The organism is Chryseobacterium sp. IT-36CA2, from assembly GCF_949767875.1.
In the GTDB taxonomy this organism is placed as follows: Bacteria; Bacteroidota; Bacteroidia; order Flavobacteriales; family Weeksellaceae; genus Chryseobacterium.
Genome location: NZ_CATKPG010000020.1, coordinates 380,474 through 407,440, shown reverse-complemented (window position 1 = coordinate 407,440; position 26,967 = coordinate 380,474). Strand labels below are relative to the sequence as shown.

Annotated in this window: 22 protein-coding genes; 7 read left to right on the top strand and 15 right to left on the bottom strand. The window is 35.0% G+C overall.

All coding sequences use genetic code 11. From position 1 onward, the window contains the following. Nucleotides 1-55 precede the first annotated feature (55 nt). Both ACM6F9_RS09230 and ACM6F9_RS09225 read left to right on the top strand, forming a co-directional pair. On the top strand, nt 56-1,405 hold the full coding sequence (locus tag ACM6F9_RS09230) for a sensor histidine kinase (RefSeq protein ID WP_414845447.1): 1,350 nt from the start codon (nt 56-58) through the stop codon (nt 1,403-1,405). Then, on the top strand, nt 1,402-2,097 hold the full coding sequence (locus ACM6F9_RS09225) for a response regulator transcription factor (RefSeq protein ID WP_414845446.1): 696 nt from the start codon (nt 1,402-1,404) through the stop codon (nt 2,095-2,097). Before ACM6F9_RS09230 ends, ACM6F9_RS09225 begins: the two co-directional genes overlap by 4 nt. Nucleotides 2,098-2,392: 295 nt before the next feature. Here the strand turns inward: ACM6F9_RS09225 and ACM6F9_RS09220 are convergent, their stop codons facing one another. The 4 genes from ACM6F9_RS09220 to ACM6F9_RS09205 form a co-directional block, all read right to left on the bottom strand. Continuing rightward, nucleotides 2,393-2,965, bottom strand: coding sequence for a hypothetical protein (locus ACM6F9_RS09220; RefSeq protein WP_414845445.1), 573 nt, complete (start codon nt 2,963-2,965; stop codon nt 2,393-2,395). Between the two features lie 47 nt (nt 2,966-3,012). Further along, nucleotides 3,013-3,891, bottom strand: a complete 879-nt coding sequence (locus ACM6F9_RS09215) for a phosphotransferase (RefSeq protein WP_414845444.1) — start codon at nt 3,889-3,891, stop codon at nt 3,013-3,015. Nucleotides 3,892-4,205: 314 nt separating this feature from the next. Further along, nucleotides 4,206-4,913, bottom strand: coding sequence for a hypothetical protein (locus ACM6F9_RS09210; protein ID WP_414845443.1), 708 nt, complete (start codon nt 4,911-4,913; stop codon nt 4,206-4,208). Nucleotides 4,914-5,061: 148 nt separating this feature from the next. Continuing rightward, nucleotides 5,062-6,555 (bottom strand): BspA family leucine-rich repeat surface protein, encoded by a 1,494-nt coding sequence (locus ACM6F9_RS09205; RefSeq protein ID WP_414845442.1) that lies wholly within the window; start codon nt 6,553-6,555, stop codon nt 5,062-5,064. Nucleotides 6,556-6,804: 249 nt separating this feature from the next. Here ACM6F9_RS09205 and ACM6F9_RS09200 point away from each other — a divergent pair, with 249 nt between their 5' ends. Continuing rightward, complete coding sequence (locus ACM6F9_RS09200; protein WP_414845441.1) at nt 6,805-7,509, top strand: hypothetical protein; 705 nt, start codon at nt 6,805-6,807, stop codon at nt 7,507-7,509. Nucleotides 7,510-7,574: 65 nt separating this feature from the next. On the opposite strand, the gene ACM6F9_RS09195 is transcribed toward ACM6F9_RS09200, so the two are convergent. Next, nucleotides 7,575-9,959: a TonB-dependent receptor gene (locus tag ACM6F9_RS09195; protein WP_414845440.1), complete on the bottom strand. Its 2,385-nt coding sequence runs from the start codon at nt 9,957-9,959 to the stop codon at nt 7,575-7,577. Nucleotides 9,960-10,119: 160 nt separating this feature from the next. Here ACM6F9_RS09195 and ACM6F9_RS09190 point away from each other — a divergent pair, with 160 nt between their 5' ends. After that, a complete protein-coding gene (locus ACM6F9_RS09190; protein ID WP_414845439.1) occupies nt 10,120-10,503 on the top strand; it encodes a hypothetical protein in 384 nt (127 codons plus the stop codon). A gap of 118 nt (nt 10,504-10,621) precedes the next feature. Here ACM6F9_RS09190 and ACM6F9_RS09185 read toward each other — a convergent pair whose 3' ends face one another. Next, nucleotides 10,622-10,906 (bottom strand): bacteriocin-like protein, encoded by a 285-nt coding sequence (locus tag ACM6F9_RS09185; RefSeq protein ID WP_164976748.1) that lies wholly within the window; start codon nt 10,904-10,906, stop codon nt 10,622-10,624. Nucleotides 10,907-11,355: 449 nt separating this feature from the next. On the opposite strand from ACM6F9_RS09185, the gene ACM6F9_RS09180 reads away from it, so the two are divergent. Further along, entirely contained in the window at nt 11,356-12,144 is a 789-nt protein-coding gene (locus tag ACM6F9_RS09180) for an XRE family transcriptional regulator (RefSeq protein WP_414845438.1), read from the top strand. Between the two features lie 97 nt (nt 12,145-12,241). On the opposite strand, the gene ACM6F9_RS09175 is transcribed toward ACM6F9_RS09180, so the two are convergent. Next, nucleotides 12,242-12,385 (bottom strand): hypothetical protein, encoded by a 144-nt coding sequence (locus tag ACM6F9_RS09175; protein WP_414845437.1) that lies wholly within the window; start codon nt 12,383-12,385, stop codon nt 12,242-12,244. Between the two features lie 192 nt (nt 12,386-12,577). Here ACM6F9_RS09175 and ACM6F9_RS09170 point away from each other — a divergent pair, with 192 nt between their 5' ends. Then, nucleotides 12,578-13,810, top strand: a complete 1,233-nt coding sequence (locus ACM6F9_RS09170; RefSeq protein ID WP_414845436.1) for a YaiO family outer membrane beta-barrel protein — start codon at nt 12,578-12,580, stop codon at nt 13,808-13,810. Here ACM6F9_RS09170 and ACM6F9_RS09165 read toward each other — a convergent pair. The 7 genes from ACM6F9_RS09165 to ACM6F9_RS09135 form a co-directional block, all read right to left on the bottom strand. Then, nucleotides 13,807-17,244 carry a sulfatase-like hydrolase/transferase gene (locus ACM6F9_RS09165; protein ID WP_414845435.1) on the bottom strand — a complete coding sequence of 1,146 codons (3,438 nt, stop codon included), beginning with the start codon at nt 17,242-17,244 and terminating at the stop codon, nt 13,807-13,809. The two genes, ACM6F9_RS09170 and ACM6F9_RS09165, sit on opposite strands and share 4 nt — an antisense overlap. Beyond that, nucleotides 17,238-18,302, bottom strand: coding sequence for a HEAT repeat domain-containing protein (locus ACM6F9_RS09160; protein WP_414845434.1), 1,065 nt, complete (start codon nt 18,300-18,302; stop codon nt 17,238-17,240). The genes ACM6F9_RS09165 and ACM6F9_RS09160 overlap by 7 nt, the downstream gene beginning before the upstream one ends. A gap of 9 nt (nt 18,303-18,311) precedes the next feature. Beyond that, the gene (locus ACM6F9_RS09155; RefSeq protein WP_414845433.1) at nt 18,312-18,665 is read right to left on the bottom strand and encodes a response regulator transcription factor; all 354 of its coding nucleotides are present in this window, start codon (nt 18,663-18,665) and stop codon (nt 18,312-18,314) included. 12 nt (nt 18,666-18,677) lie between these two features. Continuing rightward, the gene (locus ACM6F9_RS09150; RefSeq protein WP_414845432.1) at nt 18,678-22,586 is read right to left on the bottom strand and encodes a response regulator; all 3,909 of its coding nucleotides are present in this window, start codon (nt 22,584-22,586) and stop codon (nt 18,678-18,680) included. Between the two features lie 303 nt (nt 22,587-22,889). Beyond that, on the bottom strand, nt 22,890-24,284 hold the full coding sequence (locus ACM6F9_RS09145) for an alkaline phosphatase (RefSeq protein WP_414845431.1): 1,395 nt from the start codon (nt 24,282-24,284) through the stop codon (nt 22,890-22,892). A 78-nt stretch (nt 24,285-24,362) separates the two neighbouring features. Continuing rightward, complete coding sequence (locus ACM6F9_RS09140; protein WP_414845430.1) at nt 24,363-25,565, bottom strand: GTP-binding protein; 1,203 nt, start codon at nt 25,563-25,565, stop codon at nt 24,363-24,365. After that, entirely contained in the window at nt 25,558-25,908 is a 351-nt protein-coding gene (locus ACM6F9_RS09135) for a MerC domain-containing protein (RefSeq protein ID WP_414845429.1), read from the bottom strand. The genes ACM6F9_RS09140 and ACM6F9_RS09135 overlap by 8 nt, the downstream gene beginning before the upstream one ends. 86 nt (nt 25,909-25,994) lie before the next feature. Between ACM6F9_RS09135 and ACM6F9_RS09130 the strand changes: the two genes are divergently transcribed. Then, entirely contained in the window at nt 25,995-26,384 is a 390-nt protein-coding gene (locus ACM6F9_RS09130) for a Fur family transcriptional regulator (RefSeq protein WP_414845428.1), read from the top strand. Nucleotides 26,385-26,443: 59 nt separating this feature from the next. Here the strand turns inward: ACM6F9_RS09130 and ACM6F9_RS09125 are convergent, their stop codons facing one another. Next, a complete protein-coding gene (locus tag ACM6F9_RS09125) occupies nt 26,444-26,929 on the bottom strand; it encodes a hypothetical protein (protein ID WP_414845427.1) in 486 nt (161 codons plus the stop codon). Between the last annotated feature and the right edge of the window lie 38 nt (nt 26,930-26,967).

Genomic DNA, 26,967 nt, shown 5'->3' with positions numbered 1-26,967 from the left:
TTTATATTTGTAATAAGAATAAATCTTAAAAAATTTTCAGAGTAATAAAGAGAGTATGAAAAAGAAATTCAGATCTGTATTTTTAATTGCTTCCGCTACTGCTTGCTGCATTCTGGTCTTTCAGGTTTATTGGGCATTTAATACCTATAAAACAGCAGAGGAAAATTTGAATGCGGTCATTGGTAATACCCTGAAAAAAAGCGTTGAAATCTATCAGCTTAAACAGCTTGATTCTATTCCTGTTATAAGAAAAGATGACCAGCGGATCTATTATGCTACAAAGAAATGGTATATAGATTCTACAAAGAAAAATAAGGACTACAAAAAGGAGCCTCCTTACAAAATGATAATAGATCCCATTGAAATTTCACAACAGCAGCTGCCAGTCATAAAGAATATGATTTTACAATTGAAAGCATCAACATTAAAGTCAATTGACTTAAAGGAGCTCACGTATATTGTACAGCAAGAATTCGCCAGAAATGAGATAGATCTTCAATTTGATCTTTCGCTGAGCAAGAAACAGGTTCCTCTTAAAAATGTTTTTTACATCCCTGTACAATTATCGAAAGATAATATATTGATAAAAGCCCGGATTACTAATTCTGATGTGTATTTAATGAAACAAAATCTTGTTCCGTTATCTATTTCTCTGATCCTCATTCTTTTATCTGCTGGAAGCTATTATTTTATGGCATTAACAATTAAAAGACAATTGAAGCTTGATCATCTTAAAAACGATTTTATCAATAATATGACGCATGAGCTGCGTACTCCGATCACGATATTAAAGTCTTCTAATGATGCTCTCCTAAATTTTAATGCGATTAATGATCCGGATAGGGCAGAAAAATACCTGAAAATCAATGGAGATATTCTGAGCCAATTAGAGCATAATGTAGATAGGATACTTGACATTGCTCAATACAATAATAATTCTGTTGCGGTTCCCCATACAAAAGTTAAGTTAAATGAATTAATCACTACTGTTATTACCCGTTTTTCTATACATGAAAATGTTGATATACAGTATATTAACCAACTGGATAATGATGAGTTTTATACAGATCCCTTTATTTTAGATACAATTCTTTCTAATTTATTGGATAATTCTATAAAATATGCGCGTGAAAAAGCTCAGGTCATTTTAAAAATTTCTCCTACAGAAAATGGATTTCAGCTCTATGTTGAGGATAATGGTAAAGGGATTGACTCTATTTATCTTCCTTATATTTTTGATAAGTTTTTCAGAGTCCCTGAAGATGATAATCTTCATAGTGTAAAAGGATATGGATTGGGTTTAAATTATGTAAAGGAACTTGTAGACTCATTAAAAGGCACTCTTGACGTTAAAAGCAGATTAGGATCAGGAACAATATTTATCATTAATTTTCCCGCTATATGAATAAAATAAAAGTTTTACTGGTAGAAGATGAAGCAGTATTGGCAATGGTGATCAAAGAAACCCTGGAAAAAATTGGTTTCGAGATAGAAGTAGCTGGCAATGGGGTGGAAGGCTGGATTCAGTTTAAGAATATAAAGCCTGATATTTGTGTTGTTGATGTAATGATGCCCCGCAAAGATGGCTTTTCTTTAGTAGAAGATATCAGAAAAATAGATGACTTGGTACCTATTATCTTTCTGACTGCCAAATCATTAACCGCTGATGTATTAAAAGGTCTGGAAATTGGCGGTGACGACTATATGAAAAAGCCTTTCAGTATGGAAGAGCTTATATTGAGAATCAAGAAGTTAGTACGAAGATCTTCTGTAAAACCAACTGAAGAGCCAATTGATCCTACAATAGATATGACTGTAGGTAAATTTCATTTTGATTTTAAAAGGCTGAAGCTTTACAATGAAGATACTGCCGTTAATTTGTCTCAAAGGGAAGCCGAATTGTTGAATCTGTTAATAATCAATAAGAATCAAATATTAGAACGCAAAACGGCACTGATAAAGCTATGGGGAAATGATGATGTTTTTGCGGCTAGAAGTATGGATGTATACATAACACGTTTGCGTAAGTTTTTGATTCATGATCCGTCTGTAGAAATACTTAATATAAGAGGAATTGGATATAAACTAATTGATTAAAAAAATAAGATTGGGTTAGACCATGATGATCCTATATAAATTTATAGCTAAATAAGACCTCTTAGAAACCGTTGTAGAATATTTGTCAAGGATAATTTGGAAATAAGTGATTTTGAGGTGGTTAATACTTCTATTAAACATGTATAATTAATATCCTATAATTTATATTATGTTAAATTGTATTTTTGTAACGATTCACTTTGAAGTCTCCAGGTCTAATTTTATAAGCTTTTAAACCTTCTTCTTTTTTTCCTAGAAGTAATAAACACTCAATAGGATAAATTTTTTGCCTATATTATAAATTCCAATCACCATTTTGATCAAGGATTTTTAAATATCTGCTTTCAATATGTCCCGTATCATATAATTGATGAATCTTGGTTGTAATTTCAACCAAAAATATAAAAAATGTTTCAAAGTCCTTTTTAGAATTATAAAATCCTCCCCATTCATTGAGTATCCATTCTATTTTTTCTCCTGAAGACATTGTTATTGTAAAATTTAAATAAGGCAGATCAATATCAGAGTTCTTATAACGCTCATATATATCTGATCCTAACGCTCCGATTTCTTCTACAGGAACATGGATGTGAATAATATTTCTATAAGCTATCTTTCTACTTCGAATACAGGAAAAATCATTTTCACTGGTTATTATATGCTCTTTCTGTCTTATTTTATGATGCATTCGCTTCCTCAGGTTTATAAATAAGATAATCGCAATTAAAAAAGAAAAAATAGCGAGTAAACCATTGGCTAAGACACATAATAAGAGGCTGGCAGATAAAGACATAATAAATGTGAAATATAAGATTACACCAGGTTTATCTGGTCCGGAGCTCTTATAATTGAAATAATATTCGTTCATCTGCTTGAATTTTAAATGTTTTATATACTCTATTTTTGATTTAAATGTTAATCATTAATCTCAATTTTGTTATAAGCCATCCATCGTTTAAGATTCCCAACCATTCTTTTTAAATGATCTTCATTCAGGAAAATATTGGTCCAATATTCAAATCTGTCGCACTGAACACTTATATAATAGGTCATAATTGCCAAACATGCGAAAGGTAAAAACTTTTTTTCTTCATCATTGATTTTAGTTATGGTCTCATACCCTTTTATGAAGCTTTCTGCTTTTGCTTGATATTCCTCTTCGTTCAGATTGGTTGCCAACAATTGAAAAAGAAAATAAGAAATATCAAAGCATAAATAACCGTTGCCACAAAAATCAAAGTCAAAAAATGTTATTTCTTTTTCATTATCAATGTGCAGATTGTCAAACCAAACGTCAAGATGAACGGCTCCAGATCTCATATTCTGCTGGTCTATATTTTCCATTTTTAGCGTTAAAAATGCAGAAAGACTTTCTAAAAATTCAATTTCGCTGGTATTTTTACTGTAGAATTCTTTTGTTTTTGCAACAGGATTTTTAAGCAAATTCTGAGCATTATAAGACATTCTCATCAGTTCTACATTTTCTGTGGATTGATGAACTTTTGCTAATGCCTGCCCTATCAGAAAGCTTGTTTCGGGGGAGAATTTTGCGGTCTTTATCCCTTTAGCAAACGAAAATAAAACACCAAATCTTTTACCTTCCGGAGCTTCAATTTCCTGAATAAATTTGTTCGATTGATCAGCGATTGGAAAAGCAACCTGTCTGTCTGCTTTTTTTAAAAGATTTAAAAGCCTTAATTCTTCTTCAATTTCTAATTGAGTCCGCCAATGATGGGTGTAAACTCTAAAAACATATTTGTTTTCGCCATCATGAACGATGTATAAATGGTTCATTGCAAGCCGGATTATACTGCATTCCGTTTTGTCGGTTAGACCATATTTTTCTTGAATAAGTTGACCAAGTCTTTCAGGTGAAAGTGTGCTGTTTATGGTCGGAAATTTCTCTGTCATTAATTCTCGTTCGTAACTGGTTATAGAATGTCTGCAATTTCGGTAACATTTTTCGATTTTACAGCTATTAAATCCATTTATTTAACTAATTAACGCAATTCGATTTCTAAATCCTTTTTTTTCATTTTCTTTATAAAATTCAGACAATCTTAAAATTAACAATCCCTTTCTGGATTTGAAAGGGATTGTTAATTTTCTTAGTTATTATTGTTAATAATAGGAGCAAGTTCTTTTTTTAATTCCTCAAACTTTTCTTTGCTCATCATATCAATTTCCATTAGTTCTTTTGCTTCTTTTAATTTTGCAATCGCTTCATCCCTAGTCATTTTTCTATTTTTTAAAAGAATTTCGCCAGATTCAATCCCTAACTCCGTATCCATGACGCTTAAATATTTATTGATTCCAAAAGCTCTATCATTTATTTCTCCCAAAACCATAACTACATACAAAGGTTTACTTTTACTGCCTCTGTGATATGTTTTTATCTCTCTGACAATAACTTTAGTATTTTTTAAGCTATTATCTGCCATATCCTGTGCTTCACCACCCATAGCAGACATAATACTTCCAAATCCAGCTGGTCTACCCATTTGTACAAATTCATAAGTTTTTTTTGAAGTACTTCTTGATTGTGCAATACCCCCTCTGGCTTTATTTCCATAACTCCCTGAATAAGTCCTTGTATTCAGTTCTTCAGAAGTAGGAGCCCCTAATGTTAAAGTATCCCCCACTTTCACACTATTTTTACTCGTTGTTATATATTCCTTAACCTGAGCACCATTTTTAATAGTTTTAAAAAAATTAATGTCCTGCGTATTTTCGTAGGTCAATAAATCAATATTTTCTTGAGCTTGAATATTTGCTATCGATAAAAGAATAGCAAATAAAATAATTGCTTTTTTCATAAATGTTATTTTTTATATATTGGAATTCAATTCTTAGTCCACGCAAATATAATATACTTATTGACATATAAAATATGGAAAACCATAAAGCTCCAAAGTACAATGACTTTGGAGCTTTTTTTATATAAGTAGCCTTTCGGCTGATCTATTATTTCTTGATTATTTTAGCGAACGTACTATTTCCTTTTAACAGATAATTCCCTGATGGATAGCCCGTAAGATCAATACTATTTTTTCCTTTGTTTAAAGTTACAGTTTTAATGATTTTACCGGTAATATCGTATAAATAGGCATTCTCGTTTTCAGTAGACTCTACAGTTATCATTCCTGTTGTTGGATTAGGATAAGCTGATGTTTTTTGTTTTACTGAGACCTCTGCTGTTGATAAAAAACATCCGGAATTATAAGAATCTCCAATAATATTAAAACCTTTATTAATCAATTGAGCTCTGGCCAAAATAGCTTGCGGTGTAGAATAAATGAGTCCCGTCGCATCTATAGTTCCGGCTGTTATTGTTGAGCTCGTCCATGTAGGATTATTATTCAATGCAATCAGGAATTTACTGTAATTCGTACATGATAAGCCTGCGTTTTTAAATCCGAAATAGATGGAACCCCAACTAAAGTTTTGAAGCTTGATATTCCATGTAGAAATATCCTGATCAAAATGTAAAGCCTCTTCAAACATATTAAAACCGGCATAATAATTAACTTTACTTACATCCCAGTTTCCAATGGGCTGATTGAATGATGTTGCCTTTTTAAACATGTTCTCAAAATCTGTAGCTTTACTTGTATTCCAATTATTAAGCGGTTGGTTAAAGGCTACAGCATTATAGAATGTATAACGAAAATTAGTAGCATTTTTTGTATTCCATGAATTTAAAGGCTGGTTGAAAGTTACTGCATCCGAGAACATGGAAGAGAAATCAGTTCCGGATATTGTGTTCCAGGCAGAAATGTTTTGGTTGAAAGAAGCTGCAAAAGAAAACATGCTGCTAAAGTTTGTGACTTTTGCTGTATTCCAGGTTCCAATATTCTGATTAAACAGAGTTGCTCTGCTGAACATACTGCTCATGTCCGTAATATTATTTGTATTCCAGTAAGAAAATGAATTATTACCAACCAAAGATGAGCAGTTAAGGAACATTTGGGATAAATTGTTTATCTGTGTCAGATCAGGAGTATCTGTAGCCGTTACGTTAAGGCTGGGACAATTCGCAAATCCGCTGTCGAATTGCTGAAGCCATGTCGTATTTCCCCATTGGCTAATTTCTATGAGTTCCTGGTTTCCTGTAGGATTCATGATGCCATTATTAGCCCTAAATCCGTAAAATAATCCATTTCCGTTTGAAACTTTCAACTTATATGTGGCCTGGAGAGGATTTATATTTAAAGATGTACCAAAAGAAATGGTAATCGGGTTGTTACTGTTAGAGGTCACAGAAGTCATGAGCCCGCTATGCTGAGGAAAGCCAACTTCTTCCCAGCTAATGGTATAACTTGTTCCGGTACCACCAAAATTTATTGAATTATCAATGGTGCCATTGGCGTTAGGTTTCCATAGAGTAATAAACTCAGTCTGCGCATAGGAAATGAAAAATAAAAAGAGAAAAATGATTATTAGTTGTTTTTTGTACATAATTTTAAAAATTTAAATGAGTTGTTTTTAAGGTTAAAATTTGATTTGGTAAGACAATAAATTTCCCGGGATTCTTTATCTTATTTCTAACACAAAGATAGAGGCGCACAGCGACAGAACTTGTCGTATTAAAATAGTATTCCTTCTTTTTTTAATTATTTTTTATCTTAAAAATGGGCTGAAAAATCACCCAAAATAGTTATTGCGTTCATTCTATTGTAAAGCTAAATTTGAAAGAAAATAACCACCATGGAAACCTTTACAATCATCAAAAATTTTCTGAAAAAAGAAAATGTACAAGCTGTTCTCATTTGCTTGATTCTTGGTGCTTTAGCATTTACTGTACAAACTCAATCGGGTCGTTTTATGGAAGATTCTTCTGTGAAAGTATTAGAACCTTTGGATAAAGCTGATTCTATTCAAAATCAGGTAATTAATGCATCGCTCACAGTATCATCGGTGAAAATTTCAACTTTAAAAAAGCAATATCTTATGAGTGAGCAGGTTAAAAGATATTACAGACAACTGGGAACAACGTATTATGTGAATTATTATTCATTTTCCATTTGTGCCATCGTATTTGCTACCCTTCTTACGGTTGCTGTTTTTCTTATGGTGAATAAAGGCTGGCAAAATTCCAGTCTTCTTCTTAAGACATTCTTATTGGCCAATATTGTATTATCATCTGTGTATTACTTTCTGCCCAATGTTTTAAGCAATAAGGATAATATCAATTCGAATATGCTGAAAATAAAAGAATTTCAAAAAATTCAATCGGATATTATGAAAATAGCTGTCAATGCAGGCAAGTTGGATGAAAAGAAAATGGACAGTGCTATTCAGAACCATTTTGATAGGATTAGTGCGAATATAGACTTTCCTACTACCATTGATAACAGCAAGATTGATAGCAAATTATTGAAACTTCTGGAAACGGATAGTTATAATAAATAACCCCATTTATGATATTAAAAAATCTGCAGCTATCATTAAATAATAGCTGCAGAAATAATATTCATTTAAATTGTAATTTTTACCCCTGCTGAAACATTAATTCCAGGTAGAGGACTTAAAAATTTTAATTGAGAGTTCTGAAGTCTTGCTTCGGTATTCAGAAGATTATTTCCTATGATATAATATTCCAGATCACCTATGCCTAGACTGTTGTCTTTATAAGCTAAACGAACATTCAGTAATGAAAATGCAGGCATAGGAAGCTCAGGATTAATATTTTTCCCTAAATATTTTTGTTTTAAATAATGGTCTAAACTTACATTCACGCTGAAGTTCTGTAGAGTTCCTTCCAGATTAAATCCAAAACGGCTTGTAGGCATATTGGGCATATAATCGCCATCACTCCATTTTCTTATGGAACTGTCGGCAACACTTATATTTCTTACCAAATCATAATATCCCCCTATCTCCCACTTCCCTATTTTTCCAAGATCTGCTTTATAAGAGGCTTCAGCTTCAATTCCATTGATTTCTGTATCATCAGAACGCCATTCTTTTACAAGGAAAATCTCTCGGGAAAGTCCTGTGTGAGCCAGATAAATATAATTTTTATAAAAAGTATGATACAGATTGGCAGATACCCTAACGTTTTTCAGATTTAAGCCACCACCTATTTCAACTGTATTTGCGGTTTCTTTATCCAGCTTGTCATCACCATTTTCCTCTGTCAGAATAGCAAAATGATTGTTTCCTGAGTAGAGTTCATTCACTTCCGGAGCTCTTTCGGAATGGTTATACTGTACCTTTAAATAAGCTTTTTTGAAGATATTCCATTGTGCGGAACTATGGAATTGGTGAAGAGTAAAGTCTCTGTCGCTGAGCTTTCCACCAGAAAGTCCGCGGCTTCTGACGTATTTACTGTCTGCTTCTGCCCTGCGTTGTACATGATCATTTCTATATCCAAGATCTAACTGAATGAAATCAAAATCAAGATGCTGCATCGTGAATATTCCGATTTCACGGCTTATATTGTTGGGTAAATATCTCTGACCTCCAGTTCCGTCCATATCTCTGTATTGTACTTCAAGACCTGTGGTTCCCGTCAGGAATTTTAATTTTTGTTGTGTGATTTCCAGTCGTCCATTGTGCTGGTTTACAGCAAACTGATTTGCTCTGAAAGTATCAAGAAGTTCTGCATTTTTGGAAAATACTCCCATATAATTTAGTTTGATACTGGAAATTGGAAAGTTTGTAAATCTGTAACCCGTTTCCAACATGGCTTTGTGGGATAAGCTTCTTATATTGATGGGAAGATATTCTATTTTTTGCTGTGGTTTTCCATGGGTATGCTTGGGTATTTTCGCAATTGCATATCCCGGAACTCCGAAATAAGAATAAGAATTCTGATAAGCTCCTCCTGCATAAAACGATTTTCCAATATAGCTTGTCCCAACGTAAAATGAGTTGCTTTCTGAATGGCTGTTTGGGATAATACCATCTTTTGTCTCCACATAATCCCTGATTCCGTTTACCTCATTTCTGTAACGGTCTTTTGTAGCATCCTGACCTGGAACGTAAAGATCATTCTTTGGATTGGGATAGTTTTTACCGTCAGCCGGATTATAATAAGTAGGGCTGAATGTGTAAAGGTCATCTTCAGAAAGTTCATAATCTATCATATGATCTTTGGCAAACTGGCTGATGTACGGGAAAAGGCTTTTATTTAGCACTCGTCTGGAGTCCACATCTACCTGGCACAATGACTGTAAAATACTGTTGAAACCCATCAGATTGGGATCATAACATCTGCTATCTTTAGATTTTCCGGGAATTCTGACTATATCCTGCTTGTGGTTGCTTCCTCCTACAGCCCATACCCAATTTTTAGCGATAATCCCTCTGGCTGAAAACGCTTGTTTTTGTCCACTATTACTTCCTCCTTCAAGAAGTCCAGTTATATTCAACTTTTTATCTGGTAATTGCCTGGCAATATAGTTGGTTTCAATGTCAATAGCACCTCCAATGGCTTTCCCGCCATATAGAACAGATGCCGAATTTTTATAAACAGTAATGCTTTGAACACTATTCATTTCTATATCCGTATTAAAATCAGGGCTTATTCCGGAAAGATCATTCACAGCAGTTCCATTTTCCAGTATTTTTACCCTATTTCCACTCAGGCTTCGAATAACCGGAGTGCCAGAATTGGGGCCATAACCTGAGTTTTGAATTCCCGAAATTTTACTCAATGTCTCTCCTAAGGTATTGGATTGAATAAAATCCAGCTTTTTCCTTGAAATATTTACAGAACTGTAATTGGTTTTTCCCTGTATTTCAACAGATTCTATGTCCTTAATAACTTTTTTTTCAGGGTTAAGTTTCTGCGCCTTCAGAATGGATGAGGAATACATTAGTGTGCTTCCCATCAAAAAATAAACGGTCTTTTTCATGTGCATATACTTTAATGATCCGGCAAAGCTAGATAATTAAATCCATTAATGCAACAATGTTGCTTTATTAAGTGTGTTGTCTTTATTTCTTTTACTGATACTCCATTTTATAGATTAAATTTTATATTAGCAGAAACTAAACAACCATAAAAAACGTATTATGAACAAGATATTTCTTCTATTTTTGTTTTTTTCTTTAGCTATACATGCTCAGAATGTTAAATGCAAATCTGCACACACTGGAAAATTCCAGATAGACAGTGGCGAATATGGAATTACCATCATTGATAGGAGTAGTAAATTCCAAATTGAAACAAACGAAAAGATGGGCTATAAAGCAAGATATGACATCCACTGGATTGATGATTGTCATTATCAATTAAAAAACAGAAAAGTTATAAAAAGTAAATCCCCTGAAGAAAGTGCTTCTGGTTATGTATTAGCAGCAGAAATCTTAAAAGTTGTGAATGAAAAAATTTTTTTAAGACTTAGTTCAAACTTTTCTGATGAAATAATGGAATGTGAGATGATTAAGATTAAATAATGCAAATTATTTAATTTCAAATATCCAGGATTTTTATGTCGATATTAAAAATGTTCCTATAGAAAAGAGGCTGCCTGGAAAAGGCAGCCTCATAATTTTTAATGTCAATGTTTACTTATTAGCAAGTAGTACCGCACTCAAGTAATCTGATGTGGATTACACCATTAACAACACATTGTGTTTGGCATAAAGCGTTAGTAACAACAGTACCTACACCGCCTACTACTCCACCTACTGTAGAACCTACACCGCTAACAACACCGCCAACGATAGTACCTACACCGCCTACTACTCCACCAACTACTCCTCCTAGTCCACCTAGAAGACCGCCGATTGGATCTAGTAATCCGTTACCTGAAATAGTTTTTAATTCGTTTCTGTCTAATTTTTTTAAGTTTTTCATAACTATAATTTTATATGATTATTACATCACGAATATATGAATAATAATATTACAATTGCAAATTATTTTAAATAAATTAATTATATGTTTTTATTATTTAATATTTCATTAATATAAATGTTTTTTAATGCAAATATGATTTTCACTTATATGTGATTGATTTACTAAATGTTAAAAATGATAACTCTAAATTTCACAAATTGAGTTATTATTTTTGTACTAAATTATGTTTATTGATGATTATTATTGAAAGTATGTAAAACGTTGTATATTGGATCAAAAACCAACTTTTAGTCTGGTAAAATGAGTCGTTGAGACACTGAAATTCTTTCATTTTGGTAAAAATAGAGATCACACTCATTAAATTTCCTTCTATCTTATAGTAAAACCTGCTGCAGTAATTGATAACGGCATCAAATTTTTGTATTTTTGCTGACATACTTTTATCAATGTCAATTTTTTCAAATAATATACGCTTTTTAAGAGCCAGAAGAAAGCTCTCCCAACAGAATGTAGCCGATGAGCTGGTGATTTCCAGAGTTCGTTATTCAAAATATGAGAATGGAATATCCGAGCCTCCTATCGAACTGCTAGTAAAAATCGCCAAGTATTTTCATGTAAGTATTGATCTTATGCTGTCTGTAGATCTTGAGAAACACCCGATGGATGAAATGCTAAAACTTCCGGACAACAGAATTGTTCTTCCGGTTGCTGTAGATACTCATGGAAATGATACAATAGAAATTATCCCTCAGAAAGCTTCAATGGGATACCTGGAGGGATATAGTGATATTGATTATATCGAAAGTCTTCAGCGTATTGCTCTTCCTTTCCTTACCAATGGGAAATACAGAGCATTTCCGGCAGATGGTGATTCTATGCCTCCGTTTAGAAACGGGTCTTATATTGTAGGAAAATATGTAGAAGGAATCAATGAACTGAAACAAGGGAAAACCTATGTTTTTGTAACCCTTAATGACGGAATTACCTACAAACGTTTTAAAGAAAGAAAAGAAAATGCAATTTCTGTAAGTGCGGACAATTCTTTTTATGAGCCTTATGATATTCCGTTTGAAGAAGTTGTGGAAATCTGGCAGTATGCTTCAGGAATTTTCCCGGAAGATTTTGAGCCGGGTGATTATGAAAGCTACAATTTTAAAGAAATGTTCCGTGAACTGAGACAGGATATCAGGGATCTTGATAAAAAGGTTTCAGGTCGCCGCCGTAAACAGTCTTAAATACATACAATATTTATTATATCATATAGTCCCGGTAATCAACCGGGACTTTTGTATAACGTTTTTGAATGTCGTCAAGATCACCTGATGTCCGGCTTTATTGATTTCCTGTAAAGGGAAACGCTTCTGAGATGTTTTTAATGCCCTGAAGACAGACAATGTCGGGGGAAGTTTCCTTCAGTCTTTCAATATACAGGCAATCTGCGTTGATTCCATTGATATTATAAGTTGTTATCTTCACAATGGAGATTTTTATAAAATCATACTTTTTTAATTATGGTGATAATTATTTCGTCATAAATGTTTGTTGTGTATTGTTTTAGTGAATAATAACCTAAAAAATATAAATATTGGTTAATAATCTCTGGGTTGTGAGATAAAAGTTCAATATATTTGTGATACAAGATGTAGCTCATTAATACAAAACACATCAATGAAGAGATATTCTACCTTTTTATTAGCACTATTTTTTCCAATTGCAATGTATGGACAGCAGAACTTATCTGCTGATGAATTGTTTGTGAAAGCCAGAAATGCAGCTTTTGAACAAAAAGACTATCCTGCATCTATTGCTTTGGCTAAAGAGGCACTGGAGAAAGCTCCCAATTACACAGATATTTCAGTTTTTCTGGGCAGAGTATACGCCTGGAATAAAGATCTGGTTGCAGCAAGAGCTGTATTTGAGGATCTTGGAAGAAGAGAAGTTCAGGATGAGGATTATTTTCTGGCTTATGCTTCATTGGAATATTGGAATGATCAGAATACAAAGGCACTTGAAATTCTGGACAAAGGACTTTCCTATCACTCAAAATCTGAAGCATTGCTTTTGTTGAAAGCAAAAGTATATTTTGGGATGAATAATTATGATGAAGCTGATAAAGTAATAACCACTCTATTATCCATCAATCCTAAAAATACAGAAACCAGAGCTCTTGCAGTAAGAATAAATGAACTTAATTCTAAAAATGCGGTAGGTATTATTTACAACTATTCTCATTTTGACAAGCAGTTTGATGATGACTGGCATATTGTAGGTGTAAGTTATAAGAGGATTACTCCTATCGGTTCTGTGATACTTCGTGGGAACTATGCCAATAAATTTGCTCAGGGTGGTACCCAGATTGAGCTGGAGGCCTATCCAAGACTTTCCAAAATGTTTTATCTGTATGTTGGCGGAGGATACTCTGATGATGTAGGTCTGTTTCCGAAATACCGTACAGGTGTTTCTTTAAATGCCAATCTTCCTCATAGTTTTGAAGCTGAAATGGGCTACCGCCAGTTGTATTTTAGCAGCAGTATTTGGATGTACACCGCTGCTGTAGGTAAATATTATAAAAATTTCTGGTTCAATCTGCGTACTTATATTACTCCCGGCAGCAAAAATATTTCGCATTCTTATACCGGAACTGTAAGATATTATACGAAAGGAGCCCAGGATTATTTTGCTTTTCAAATTGGAACCGGGATCAGTCCGGAAGAATACCGTAATAACCTTCTGGAAAATGAAACCTTTAAGCTCAAAACCTTTAAAGTAGGTGCAGAATACAATTTCTCATACCATTCCAACCTGTTTTCCGTGGGTACAATGTATTATAACCAGGAATACCGTCCGGGAGAGAAAGGAAATCAGTTTGATGTTACTTTAGGCTATACCAGAAAGTTTTAAAACTTTGATTTTGTTTTTTTCTTAAAGTTAGCCATTACCGAATCCGGCATCAGTTTTTTCGTGGAAAAAAACTTAGAATTCATGCTTTTATACTGATTGAATCTGCCATTGATTTTACTAAAGACTGCTGCGTTATTGGAGGGATCTTCTTCGAGATCTTTCAGGTTAAAAAGCTGTCCGTCGTGGATATAATATTTTTCAGATACAAAATCAATAAGCTGGCTTTTACTCTGCATCATTGGTATTCCGGTTTTGCTGATTTCGGAGTCTTGAGAAAATCCCCTTCCTACCCATGTTATGGTAGCTGGTGTCTGAATTTGATAATTATTCCTGTAATAGGCTAAAATAGACGGGGCAATATCAAAATGACTTACTGTTTTATAAAAACGTTTTGATTCTTTTAATAATGGAGAATAGATCAATAAAGGCACATGGAATCTGTCAATCTTGGACTGTAAAGTAATTTCAGGCATACTGTGATCTCCTGTGATAACAAAGATGGTATTCCTGAAGTCCGGACGCTTACTATAGCTCTCAAAAAAACCTTTGATGGCATCATCAGCATTAAGCACTGAAATCAGCTGATCTTTATGACTGGCAGCCCATTTTCTCTGTTCCGGAGTTAAAATCCCAGAATTAAGCCTTTGATTATACAGTTTTTCATAATGATCTTTATTGTTGATTAAAAAAGGATTATGGGTTGAAAGGGTAAGAATCATATTGAAATAAGGTTTGTTCTGTGGTTTTTGCTGTTGCTGCATTTTACCCAAAACTGCCTGGTCTTCATATCCCCAACTTTCTCCGTTATTTGCGGGAAGTTTACGATACGGACTGCTGAACTCGGCTTCATCTATGATATGGTCCACTCCGCTGTATTCCAGGAATTCACGATAACGGTCAAATGACACATGGCCTCCGTAGTAGAATCCTGTTTCAAATCCGTTGGCTTTAAGGATGTTATAAAGATTGAAGTTTTCCGGTGTTTTTTCTATTTCCAGAAATCCATTTTTTCCAAAAGGAAGTGATCCCGTTAATGATGGCAAAGCTCCGAATGTTCTTCCTGCCGAGCTTAGGCTGTTTTCCCAATATAAGCCTTTATGAGATAAGGAATCGAGATAAGGAGTGAAGTTTCCGATATACCCTTTAGGAGAAGTATAAGCATGCCCGAACCCTTCCATCACAAGGAATACAAGATTGGGAACTTTCTCAGACCTGTTAAAGTAGGGTCCTAAAAAATCTGAAGTATTTTCTTTCCTCCAGAATGGGAAATTTTTATCCAGCATCTCCGGATTGGCAGTGAAATCATCATTTTCACTGAGTAATTCATTCAGTTCCGGATGCTCGCTGATAAAGTTATCTTCATTGGATATAAAGAAATAGGCCCACTTGCTTTTTGCCGCATTTTGATTGAATTCACTACCGGAAATCAAAGCTTGAGTGTCCAGCATTCTGGAAGGAATGAAAAAGGCTGCTAATCCTAAGAATAGCAATATAATTCCCGGATATATTGATTTTAAAGCTGTTTTTCCGGCAATCCACAAGGGAATGAAAGATACTGCAATTAAAATTCCCAGCAGGGCAAAATTCTTAAAATTAAGCATTCCACTTGCCTGCAAAATCTGTTTCATCTCTTCTTTGCTGTAGTATAACAGATCTGCTCCCAAAACATTATGGGTTTCAGAAAAATACAGGAATAAAATGTATTGGGTAACTACTACAAGAGGTAAGATTATCATCGCCAGCATTTTTGCCCAGCCTTCTTTGATGAAATTGATAATCAGGAAAACAAGTCCCGCACAGAAAGTCAGCTTAAGGGCAAAAAGGACATTCTCTCCAAAAAGATGAGCGGCAATGCCCGATGTTTCAAATTTTGGAAAAGTATACCGATACCATAACCATTCTGCTGTAACACCTATTGAAAATAAAACAAAGAAAATCAGAGCCAGTATTCCCCATTTTTTAAGTCCTGACTTAAGAATAGCAAAAATTCTTTCTTTTAAAGGTAAATGCTGGGTACTTTGATTGAATCCCTGTCTTGTCATTTCACCCCAGCCATGGGATTTTTTGAAATAATCTATAAATCCGTTCACTCCTGCTTTTACTACTATGGGATGAAAATAGAAGGGTTCTGAAAAGGCTGTAACAATCAGTGTAAGAAAGTCTTTTCTTTTGGTATACACCTGATGACTTACAAGATCCACAAGAATTGCATATATAGAATAAAGGAATCCCATTGAGATAACAAGGGCAAAAAGAACAGTAAAGAACGGCCAGTTGATAATGCCCAGCAATAGAAAAACTATAAAAATAATATACCCTGAAAATTCGATCAGCGGACCCAGAAATTCAAAGAAAAACCAATATGGAAGACTGATCATTCCTAATTTTCCGTATTTGGGATTGAACATCAGCTTTCTGTGCTTCCAAAGGGTTTCCATAGTTCCGCGCATCCATCTGTTTCTTTGTTTTCTCAGGATATCTTTGGATTCAGGAACTTCTGTCCAGCATAAGGGATCCGGGATGGTAAGCACTTCATAAGGTTCCTTCCTTTCTTCCATGTACTTTCTCATTCTTACTACCAGCTCCATGTCCTCTCCCACTGTATTTTTATCATAACCACCACATGCCAGCACTATTTTTCTATCAAATACTCCAAAAGCTCCGGAGATCAGAATTAATCCTGAAGCACGTGACCAGGCCATGCGTCCAAGTACAAAAGCTCTTATGTATTCTAATGCCTGAGTTCTGCCCAAAAGGGTTTTCGGCATGTTGACACTTACTATTTTACCATTTTCTATTACGCAGTTATTGGCAAGACGAATTACGCCACCACAGGCGATGAACTTTTTATCGGTTTGTTCCAGCATAGGTTTTGCGAGTTTCAGAATCGCATCCTGTTCCAGAATACAGTCTACATCTATACAAACAAGGTATTCGCCGGAAGAAATATTAACTCCCACATTCAAAGCATCCGCTTTTCCTCCGTTTTCTTTATCAACTACGATCAGTTTTTTAAAGGCCTGATTTTTACTTTTATAAACCCCTCTTACTGCATTGGTTTCTATCTTTCCCTGAATGAAGTAAGCTATAGATTCCAATTCATATGCTTCGATCAGCTTTTGCATGGAATCATCTTTACTTCCGTCATTAACAATGATGATTTCCAGATTGTGATAGTAAAGGGATAATAAGGAACGCACATTTTCTACAATGGTCATTCCTTCGTTATACGCTGGTGCAATAACACTGAATACCGGTGCATTAGGATTGGCCGCAATAATACTGTAATCGGTAAATGTATTTTCTTTTTTATAACGCAGAACAGCTCCAAGTGCATAAATTCCTATCCATCCATAGATAAGGGTTACGGCTGCTCCGTAAATAAGGAACAGCCAAATAACAATTTCGTATAAGATATGTGAGAATTCTACCATTCTTTTTCCTGTATTGCGTATTTAATAATTTGTATTAATTCTTCTGAGGAAGTCTCCATTTTGGATATTTCTATCAGGTATCCCTTCTTTTCCAGAGAACATAAGGCTTCTGCAGCATGTACTTTTACCCCGGAATCAGTATTATTAAGCAATTGATCTTTCAAAAATTCTGTAGAGCAGTGATCTTTTGATTTTTTCATGACCTTAAGGATTTCTTTCTGAACTTCAACAGGCTGATGGGGGTAAGCTTCCATAAGACGGGTAATAGTTGAAGAATTTTCCAGAGACAATAAGGTCTGTACTGCCTGCATACGTACTTCAATGGAAGGATGATTCAACAAATCAATGACTGTAGGGTAGAGAGATAATATCTGAAATTTTTTTAATAATCTGAGCGTGAAAATAACCACAGAATCGTTAGAACTTTCCATCCAGTTTTTAATATTATCATCAGAATTTTCGGGAATATTGCTGATTGAAAGGAGCAAACGAAGCTGTTGCCATTCTGATATTCTGGATGAAATGCTGCTAAGGAAATGAAGTCCTTCAAACCCTTTAAAACTCACCATTGCGTATTGTGCTTCCTGATAAACCTGTGGTGAAGGATGGGTTAAAAAGGTTGAGATTTTTGGCAATGCATCCTTTACATTCATAGCTGTAAGCTCCTGTATTCCTCCTGCAATCAAATGTTCCTTTTTCTGACTGAGTTTTTTTGAGGCATCTTCCTGCAGGTTATATTTCTGGAATAAGTTTTTTAGTTTATTTTGTGCTGCTCCGGAAAATTTCTTTTCAGATTCTGCCAGTTTTTGTAGGAATAAATTTCTGAATAAAGAATTGCCGGATGCTGTTGAAAAACTATTATCTATGGACTTTTCTTCATCATAAACAATCACTTCTGAGATTCTTTTGTTAATCACCTCAGACCATTTGATGACCTGAACAGATTCTTTGTACTGATAAAAGCTATAAATGAGTACTGCTATGATCAGTAAAAGTACCAGAGAAAGCATTCCCAGAAAAACGAGAAAAAGAAAATGCACGGAAGTGGTGAGAAACATGACTGTCGTTTATTTTGAAAATCTTTTAATTCTTAATATCAATTCATTGGGACTGAATGGTTTTACAATAAAATCGGCAGCTCCGAGATCAAAAGCATTCAGCACTACTTCCTCCTGCCCCATACTGGAAAGCATAATTACGGGTATCTGCTTTTCCATGGTTTTGATGGCTGAAAGTATTTCAATTCCTGAAGCAAACGGCATCATAATATCTGTGATAGCCAGATCTACTTTCTGGGTTTTAAGGGTTTCTATGGCGTCCTTACCGTTGCGGGTAAGGATCACTTCATGTCCTTCTTTTAATAATTTGTGCTCTATCGTTTTTAGAATGAGTTCGTCGTCTTCAGCGATTAGAATCAACATAGTTTTAGTTTTTTATGGTATTAAATTTTTTATTAATTGAAGTCCTGTTGTTATTTCCCGGATAATTTCCTGTTCCATGGATGGGAAATCCATATTTGAATCTGTTTTTCTTTCCCAGTCGGCTGTAGATTCTGTAAGTTTTATTAAGCCTGCAGTTCCGGAAGTTCCTTTGAGTTTATGGAGAACTTTTTTTAAGTCTGCTGCATTTTTTTCGATTACATTTTTTTTGATATTTTCTTCAGCCTGAGTAAGTTCCTGTATTACAAGATCCAAAAATATTTTTCTGAAATCATCATCATCATCACCTGTCTGTTCATTCAGTAGTTTGAGATCCAGATATTTTGTCTGATCAAAAGAATCCTCAGAAGCAGTATGATTTTTATTCATGATGTATTTCTTAAGCATTTCCAAAAGATCAGCCTGTCTTAAAGGTTTAGGCAGAAAATCATTCATTCCGCAATCCATACATTTTTCTTTTTCACCCAGAACATTTCCGGCCGTCACGCCAATAATCGGAATCTGTGCATAGCCAGGCAGCAAACGGATTTGTTTTGTAGCCTCAATACCATCCATTACAGGCATCTGAACATCCATTAAAATAATATTGAATATTTTTTCTTTGCATTGATTCCATGCCTGCAAACCATCTGTGGCTTCTGTGAGTTCGGCATCCGGAATCAGTGAACGCATCATTTTATGGTTCAGAACCATGTTGACAGGGTTGTCATCTACCAGCAGAACCTGAGGAGCCTGCATTAGTAATGAAGCTTCTGTTTCCGGCTGTACGGGTGTGCTGATCTCTTTTTCTGTATTTCTTACTGCTTGTTTCAAGGTTTTATACAGTTCTTCGGATTTAATAGGTTTAAGTAGGAAGAATGAATTATTTTCCTGGCGGAACGAATTGATCACATCATGTTCTTCAGAAGAAGTATGAAGAATAATCAGAGGAGATGATTCATTTTGTCTGCTAAAAAGTTCCTTGATTTTTTCTATAGTTTCCAATCCGGAGATAATTGGCATGTGGTAATCCATAAGAATAACATCGAAACGCTCTCCGGCTAAAAGTATCTGAAGAGCTTCCATACCATTGGCCGCAAGTTTTGAATCTATATTTTTATAGGCAAGCATATGCTGAAGAATCACTCTGTTGGCTTCGTTGTCATCAACAATCAATACGCTGTTTATTTTAAGATCATCTTCTTCGCGACGTTCTGTCATTTCATAAGGAATCTGAATATCAAAATAGAAAACAGAGCCTTTCTGTACTTCGCTCACCAAAGACAGGCTGCTTCCCATATATTTAAGAATATTGTTTGAAATGGTAAGTCCAAGTCCTGTTCCGCCATAACGTTTGCTGATAGAACTGTTTTCCTGGGTGAAGGCATCAAAAATAAACTGCTGTTTTTCTTTAGGAATACCAATTCCGGTGTCTCTGACTGAGAACCTCAATGTGATATCTTTACTGTCAATATTGAGTTTTTCTACTTTGAGTTCAATTTCTCCCTGTTGTGTAAACTTTACTGCATTTCCGAGAAGGTTGATCAGAATCTGTTTAAGCCTTGATTCGTCCAGCCAGATTGTTTCCGGCAGTCCCTGTTCTAGGTTTAAAAGCAGTTCTATGTTCTTTTTCTGTGACTGGTACAGAATTACATTGATAACCTGGCTTACAATATCGTATACGTTGGATTTCTCAATTAAAAGATCCATTTTACCGGATTCTACTTTAGAAAAATCAAGAATATCATTGATGATGTTCAATAGGTTTTCTCCGGATTCATTGATATAATTGAGATACTGTGTCTGTATTTCGTTCAATGGTGTTTTTAACAGAAGGTCAGAAAAACCGATTACGCCGTTTAGTGGAGTTCGGATTTCATGGCTCATATTGGCTAGAAATTCTGACTTTGCTTTATTAGCAATATCAGCCATTTTCTTGGCATTTTTAAGTTCTTTATTGATTACTACTGATGCGGTAATGTTTTGTGCTGAGACAATAATTCCACCGAGAATATGATTGGAAAGATACCACGGTGTAACCTCTACGTTATAATGCTGAATAATTCCTTTTCCGGGAACTTCTATCACCATGTCTTCATTTTTATAGGCCTTTCCAGCCAGTGCGTCCTGATATATTTTTATCCTTTCATCTGGTACATTAGGGGAAATTTTAAACATATTTTCTCCAATGAGCCTGATATCATTCATCTGGAACTCCTCTTTCCAGCTGCTGCTTACAGAAAGGTAATTGAGATCTTTGTCAAACATTGCTACTGTAGCTGGCACATAAGTCACAAATGATTGCAGCATAGCTTCTTTTTTAGCAAGTTCAAGGTAAATATTTTTAAAAGTATTGATATCCTGAATAATCCCAAATACTCTGATACACACTCCTTCTTCAAACTCAGGAATTCCTTTTACTCTTACCCAGATCATTACCCCATCATTGCGTACAAGCTGGAGTTCTTCATCGTAAGGAATGCCTTCCTTTACAGCTCTTTCAAATAAGTAGGTCAGTTTTTCTCTGCTGCTTTCGCTATAAAAACCCAATGCATTTTCAAAATCAGGCTGGAATGTTTTATCTATTTTATGAATTTCTCTCGCAGACTGTGACCATATTACGGTATTGTTTTTAAGATTGACTTCCCATCCTCCCACCTGGGCTACAGCACTTGTCTGTTCCAGCATTTTTTTGGTTTGAACAAGATCTTTTTCCAGAGTCATTCTTTCCGTAACATTCAATGCAGTGCTTACTACATAAGGTTTTCCTTCTTTGTTGATTTCCACAAGATTGTGATACATCCAGATCACCTCCTCTCCGCCTTTTGTTTTCAGAATCATGGTTCCGAAATCTTCATGATTCTTATTGATCCGCTCCAGATATTGTTCAAGGAGCGGCCAGTTTTTTTCAGGAACCAGATCTTTTAAATTCAGTCCTTCTACTTCTTCCGGAGAATATTGCAGGGTTTCTCTACCTTTTTCATTAACAGCAGTGATATTACCTTCCATATCATGCATGCTCATTAAGCCTATTGCATTTTCGAAGAAACTTCTGAATCGGCGTTCAGAGCTTTCCAACTTAAGTTTTTCTTCAATACGCTGGGAAATATCGATTCCGAAGCAGAAAATTTCAGAGTGATTCTGATTAAGCTTCAGGTACCATTCTACAATGATGTTTTGGGTGTCATCAATAGGTGTAGAGGTAGTAAATGTTACTTCTTCATCATTCTCCGGAAGATTTTTAGCCAGTAATTGCAATTGAGAATTATGACTTCCTAAAATATCCGAAAAATTGTGGTCTAGAACTTGGCTTTTCTTTATTTGGTAAGTCTTTTCAAAGGCTGGGTTAATATCTTTCAGTTTGAAATCTTTATCAAGAACGCAGATTAGATTATTGGAAATACTGAAGGTTTGCTGAAAATACTCGGCCTGAATATTTTTTCTCTTTCCCATCAGAACTTTAGTAATCGCTTCTCCAATTTTTTTCAGAGTTGAGATCTGGTCTCCTGTAAGGGTTTTAGGCTTATAATCAATAACGCAGATGGTGCCCAGTACAAAACCTTCATCGTCTATGAGGGGGACTCCTGCATAGAAACGGATCTCACCTGCCAGAATAAGCGGATTATCAGAAGATCTTTCGTCTAGCAAAGTGTCATTAATAATTACAATATCTCCATTTGCTACAGAATACTGGCATAAAGTACTTTTTCTGTCTACAAAATCAAGAGCAAGGCCCACGCAGCTTTGGATGGTCTGGGTTTCGCTTTCCATCATAGCGATAAGTGCCGCAGGGCAGTCTGTCACCAGGCATGCTGTTTCAGCAAAAATGTCTAACTGGGGATCTTTTTCCAGATTTAAAAGATCAAAAAACTCCAGTTTCTTCATTCTACCTTCTTCATTCTCTGGAATTGGGTACTTCTCCATATATTATTTCATCGGTTAGAGATTTTTATTTTCACATTATTAAAAAATGATAATCAGTGGCTTAATGTTTAAATTTTAAACATTCATAAGCGGTTTAAATTATTATTTTAATAAGTAAACCAAAATACGAAATAATTTTATTTCCTTAAAGTATAATTTTCAATAAAGGTATATGTGTGTTTATTTATAATAATTCTGGATGAATTTTAATCAATATGAAGAGTAATATGCAAAAAAACAAGGCGGACACAATCAATCCGCCTCGTATCTCCCAAATAATTAAATATGAAAAAATATGAATGTTTATATTATACAGGTCTTCAGCATCAGATCATGGAGATCCGTATTTTTAATAAAAGGCTGCAGAAGTTCATTTCCTGGTCCATAAGCAGCCACTTCTACATAATCTCCAGAATGATCCATGCTGATCCATCCTACAGAATTTCTGTTTTTCTGAATTTCCGAGTAAAGTTTAAAAGGAAGTTTCTTATAATTATACAATCCTTCTTCTTTCTCAAGACCGTTGTAAAAACTAAGAAGATGTTTGGCTTCATCATCATTCAGTATGACTTTGTTGCCTTCATAAATCCAGTCTTTTATATCTTTTGCTGAATATTCTTTGTGAATATTGTTCAGAATATATTCATTGGTGTATTTGTAGTCTGAAATACTGTTGAAATTCTTGGTTGCATCTGTCCCATAAATTGTTCCGGGATTGGCATTCCCATGATCTGTAGTGATGATGACTAAAGTATTTCCGTCTTTTTCAGCAAAATCCATAACGGTTTTTACTGCTTCATCAAATGCAAGCTGATCATGAATAAGTGCGGCAACATCGTTGGCATGAGCAGCCCAGTCTACTTTTCCTGCTTCTATCTGAAGAACAAAACCTTCCGGATGATCTTTCATTTGATTGATAGCTGTATGAGCCATTTCTGCAAGAGTCGGAGTATTTTTTAGGTCTGGAAGATGACTTCTGTCAATACTGTAAGGCAATGCTCCTGTACTAAATATTCCTAATAGCTTCTCTCCTTTTCTGATTTCTTTCAGATCGGTTTGTGTTTTTAGAATCCGATAACCTTTCTGGCGATAAAAAGAATAAAGATCTTTTTTATCCTCTCTTTTGGCAGGATTAAAAAATTCATCTCCGCCTCCTAAGAGTACATCCAGCTCTAGCCCGGCGTACATTTCAGCAATTTGAGGTTCGGCATTTCTCTTCGAAGAATTGACACAAAAACCTGCGGGCGTAGCATGAGTAATTGTAACTGTTGTTACGCAGCCTGCCTTCTTTCCAGCTTTTTTATATTTCTGCCATATGGGAAGATGTTTTTCACCGTTAGCTCCCATATTCAAAGTTCCGTTTTTTACCCTTATTCCTCCTCCAAAAGCAGAACTTGCAGCTGCTGAATCCGTTACAATTGAGCTTGCTGAAGCAGTGTCCATTAAAGCACGGGTTACCTTTTTGTCATGGTACAGATTCATCCAGTTGCTTCCTTTTCCCAAAATATTCCTTGAATATAAATCTGCCATTGAAAGTGTCCCAAGGCTCATCCCGTCACTTACCATGAAGATGATATTCTTTGCTTTTCCTTTCTGATGCAATTCAGTATTCTTCCCGAAGCTCCACAGATCGGAGGGTGATAAGGTCAATAAGCTTGAAAGTAATGCTGAACCTTTTAGAAATTTTCTTCTGTCCATATTGTTTTTAAAATAATGCTGTAAGGTATTGTATTTAGTTTTCTATTGAAACTTAGTTGCATTAATTAAAAGTTAATTTTAAATATTCTTTGGAAACGGATCTTCAAAAGTCAACTTTTGATCAAACATTTCCTTTTCATTATCATTAATAAGACAATACTGAAGATCTGATAACATTTGATCTTTATCCAGATTCTGTCCGATGAATACAAGCTCATTGATTCTATCACCCCAGTTTTTATCCCATCGGCTTTCAATAAATTCCTGATTTTCTGCAAATGAAGAATATTGTATCCTGTGATTCATAGGCATACTGCACCACCAAACTCCAGCTTTTTCAAGTCTAAAAGAACCTCCGGCCTGAGAAAAATTTAAGGCATCATCGGGTCTTGAAGCCAGCCAGAACAATCCTTTAGCCCTGATGGCTCCTTCCGGATAATGATGATTTAAGTATTCCCAAAGTCTTAAAGGATGGAATGGTTTTTTATCTCTGAAAACGAATGAACTTATTCCATATTCTTCAGTTTCGGGTGTATGATGATCAGATTGTAATTCCTTTTGCCAGCCGGCTGATGACTGTGCTTTATCAAAATCAAAAAGCTGGGTATTTAAAATCTTTTGAGGCTCAATTTTTCCAAATTCAGAATGTAAAAGAGCAGCGTCTGGATTCAGTTTCTTTATAGCAGCTGTTAAAAAGCCGAGTGTTTCAGTGTCTATGAGATCTGTTTTATTTAAAATAATTACGTTGGCAAATTCAATCTGATCGGTCAGAAGGTTGACAATGGTTCTGTAATCTCCTTCCATATCGGTAAGATCCCGATCCATTAACAATTCATTAGAACCAAAATCTTTCATAAAATTAAAACAGTCTACTACGGTTACCATGGTATCTACATAACTGAAACGGGAAAGATCTATTCCACTTTCTTCATCAATATAAGTAAAGGTTTGAGCAACAGGAATGGGTTCACTGATTCCCGTACTTTCGATAAGGAGGTAATCAAAACGGTTTTCATGCACCAGACGTTCAACTTCTATCATCAGATCTTCACGGAGTGTACAGCAAATACATCCGTTACTCATTTCCACCAGCTTTTCTTCTGTTCTTGAAAGGGTATTTTGATTTTTAACAACGCGGGCATCAATATTAATTTCACTCATATCATTCACAATAACGGCTACTTTTAAGCCCTGTTTGTTGTGCAGAATATGATTCAGTAATGTGGTTTTACCAGCTCCCAAAAATCCGCTGAGTACTGTTACAGGAAGTTTCTTAGTCATGTTCTGAATGTTTATGATTTTTAAAATTGATGATATGACCTGTAATTAAACCTGCAGCTCCAACATAAATCAGAGGAATATGGACTTCAAACAGGAAATCTGTCAGTATAGAAACGGAAATGAGACCAATGGAGATCCAGAATAGAAGCTTCAGCCATCGGTTTTCCATTTTTTTTGTTATTCTGAATACTACAACTGCTCCAATACAAAGGAAAGTCAAATCAATATAGGGATTGTGCGATATTCCCAAGGGAACAATTAGTAATAATGGAAAGACAATACAATGAATCAGGCATAAAACAGCAGCGGAGATTCCTACAGCATCAAGAATTTTTGATTTCATAATAGTATGGATTAATTTTCTTATCGTAACTTTGTTGCAAAAGTAAAAATAAAAAACTAAACAACGCAACTTTGTTGCATTAAAATATGAAACAGGTCAGAAATACACATGCCAAAACTGAAATTTTAAACCTTATTAATGGTTCAGATGTTGCACTTACCCACTCTGATATTCAGAAGACACTGGGAGATCTGTGCAATAGAGTAACCATTTACAGGGTGTTGGAAAGGCTTGAAAACGAAGGTGCAATACACAAGATCGTTAATATCGACGGTGTGGTAAATTTTGCAAAATGTAGTGGGAAATGTACTCATGAACAGCATTTTCACAATCATGTTCATTTTAATTGTAAAGAATGTCATTCCGTGACGTGTATTGAAAATGCAATTCCGGAAATCAGTTTACCGGAGCACTTTATTGCACAGGAATTTAATTTTATTATCAGCGGGATCTGCCCGAAATGTGCTGATGCATAAAAATAAAAAGGCAGAAAAGCGAATTTGCTTATCTGCCTTTTTACCTTTTTTATAAGGTGTTATAAAGAAGAGATGTAAACTTCTATTTTGGTCCCGTCGTAATTGAAGGTACCATCAGAATTTCTTTTGCCTAATACCCATTTCATATCTACAGGTACAGACCACGCGGATCCTAATGAAAATCCGTTAACAGATCTTATTTCATTTCCGTTTCCTGTAGTTATAGCAGAGTGAAAGAACGTTTTATCAATAAGTCTGTAGAAACCAATGGCTTTTCCTGCCGGAATGGGTGAATATCCATCCCATTTTTCTCCTGCCGGATAATTGAATAATGTTAACCATTTTTGTCCTGCTGATTCTGCAAGCTGAGTAGGACTTATTCTGGCGCCACGTAAATACAATGCATAAGCTACCACATCATGACATACTCCACTGTTGTATTTCGAAATATTCTCCTCCCCGGAGAGAACTGCATGAGCAACGGGTGCTCTTTCAGATAGGGATAACTGAGCCTTCCTGGCTCCTTCTGGTGTAATAAATGACATATTGTAATATTTTGTTTGGTATGGTAAAGATACAGCTT

Excerpts from the sequence above, each read along its gene's own strand:
- ACM6F9_RS09230 (WP_414845447.1), top strand. The coding sequence starts at position 56 with ATGAAAAAGAAATTCAGATCTGTATTTTTAATTGCTTCCGCTACTGCT.
- ACM6F9_RS09225 (WP_414845446.1), top strand. The coding sequence starts at position 1,402 with ATGAATAAAATAAAAGTTTTACTGGTAGAAGATGAAGCAGTATTGGCA.
- ACM6F9_RS09220 (WP_414845445.1), bottom strand. The coding sequence starts at position 2,965 with ATGAACGAATATTATTTCAATTATAAGAGCTCCGGACCAGATAAACCT.
- ACM6F9_RS09215 (WP_414845444.1), bottom strand. The coding sequence starts at position 3,891 with ATGAACCATTTATACATCGTTCATGATGGCGAAAACAAATATGTTTTT.
- ACM6F9_RS09210 (WP_414845443.1), bottom strand. The coding sequence starts at position 4,913 with ATGAAAAAAGCAATTATTTTATTTGCTATTCTTTTATCGATAGCAAAT.
- ACM6F9_RS09205 (WP_414845442.1), bottom strand. The coding sequence starts at position 6,555 with ATGTACAAAAAACAACTAATAATCATTTTTCTCTTTTTATTTTTCATT.
- ACM6F9_RS09200 (WP_414845441.1), top strand. The coding sequence starts at position 6,805 with ATGGAAACCTTTACAATCATCAAAAATTTTCTGAAAAAAGAAAATGTA.
- ACM6F9_RS09195 (WP_414845440.1), bottom strand. The coding sequence starts at position 9,959 with ATGAAAAAGACCGTTTATTTTTTGATGGGAAGCACACTAATGTATTCC.
- ACM6F9_RS09190 (WP_414845439.1), top strand. The coding sequence starts at position 10,120 with ATGAACAAGATATTTCTTCTATTTTTGTTTTTTTCTTTAGCTATACAT.
- ACM6F9_RS09185 (WP_164976748.1), bottom strand. The coding sequence starts at position 10,906 with ATGAAAAACTTAAAAAAATTAGACAGAAACGAATTAAAAACTATTTCA.
- ACM6F9_RS09180 (WP_414845438.1), top strand. The coding sequence starts at position 11,356 with ATGTCAATTTTTTCAAATAATATACGCTTTTTAAGAGCCAGAAGAAAG.
- ACM6F9_RS09170 (WP_414845436.1), top strand. The coding sequence starts at position 12,578 with ATGAAGAGATATTCTACCTTTTTATTAGCACTATTTTTTCCAATTGCA.
- ACM6F9_RS09165 (WP_414845435.1), bottom strand. The coding sequence starts at position 17,244 with ATGGTAGAATTCTCACATATCTTATACGAAATTGTTATTTGGCTGTTC.
- ACM6F9_RS09160 (WP_414845434.1), bottom strand. The coding sequence starts at position 18,302 with ATGTTTCTCACCACTTCCGTGCATTTTCTTTTTCTCGTTTTTCTGGGA.
- ACM6F9_RS09155 (WP_414845433.1), bottom strand. The coding sequence starts at position 18,665 with ATGTTGATTCTAATCGCTGAAGACGACGAACTCATTCTAAAAACGATA.
- ACM6F9_RS09150 (WP_414845432.1), bottom strand. The coding sequence starts at position 22,586 with ATGGAGAAGTACCCAATTCCAGAGAATGAAGAAGGTAGAATGAAGAAA.
- ACM6F9_RS09145 (WP_414845431.1), bottom strand. The coding sequence starts at position 24,284 with ATGGACAGAAGAAAATTTCTAAAAGGTTCAGCATTACTTTCAAGCTTA.
- ACM6F9_RS09140 (WP_414845430.1), bottom strand. The coding sequence starts at position 25,565 with ATGACTAAGAAACTTCCTGTAACAGTACTCAGCGGATTTTTGGGAGCT.
- ACM6F9_RS09135 (WP_414845429.1), bottom strand. The coding sequence starts at position 25,908 with ATGAAATCAAAAATTCTTGATGCTGTAGGAATCTCCGCTGCTGTTTTA.
- ACM6F9_RS09130 (WP_414845428.1), top strand. The coding sequence starts at position 25,995 with ATGAAACAGGTCAGAAATACACATGCCAAAACTGAAATTTTAAACCTT.
- ACM6F9_RS09125 (WP_414845427.1), bottom strand. The coding sequence starts at position 26,929 with ATGTCATTTATTACACCAGAAGGAGCCAGGAAGGCTCAGTTATCCCTA.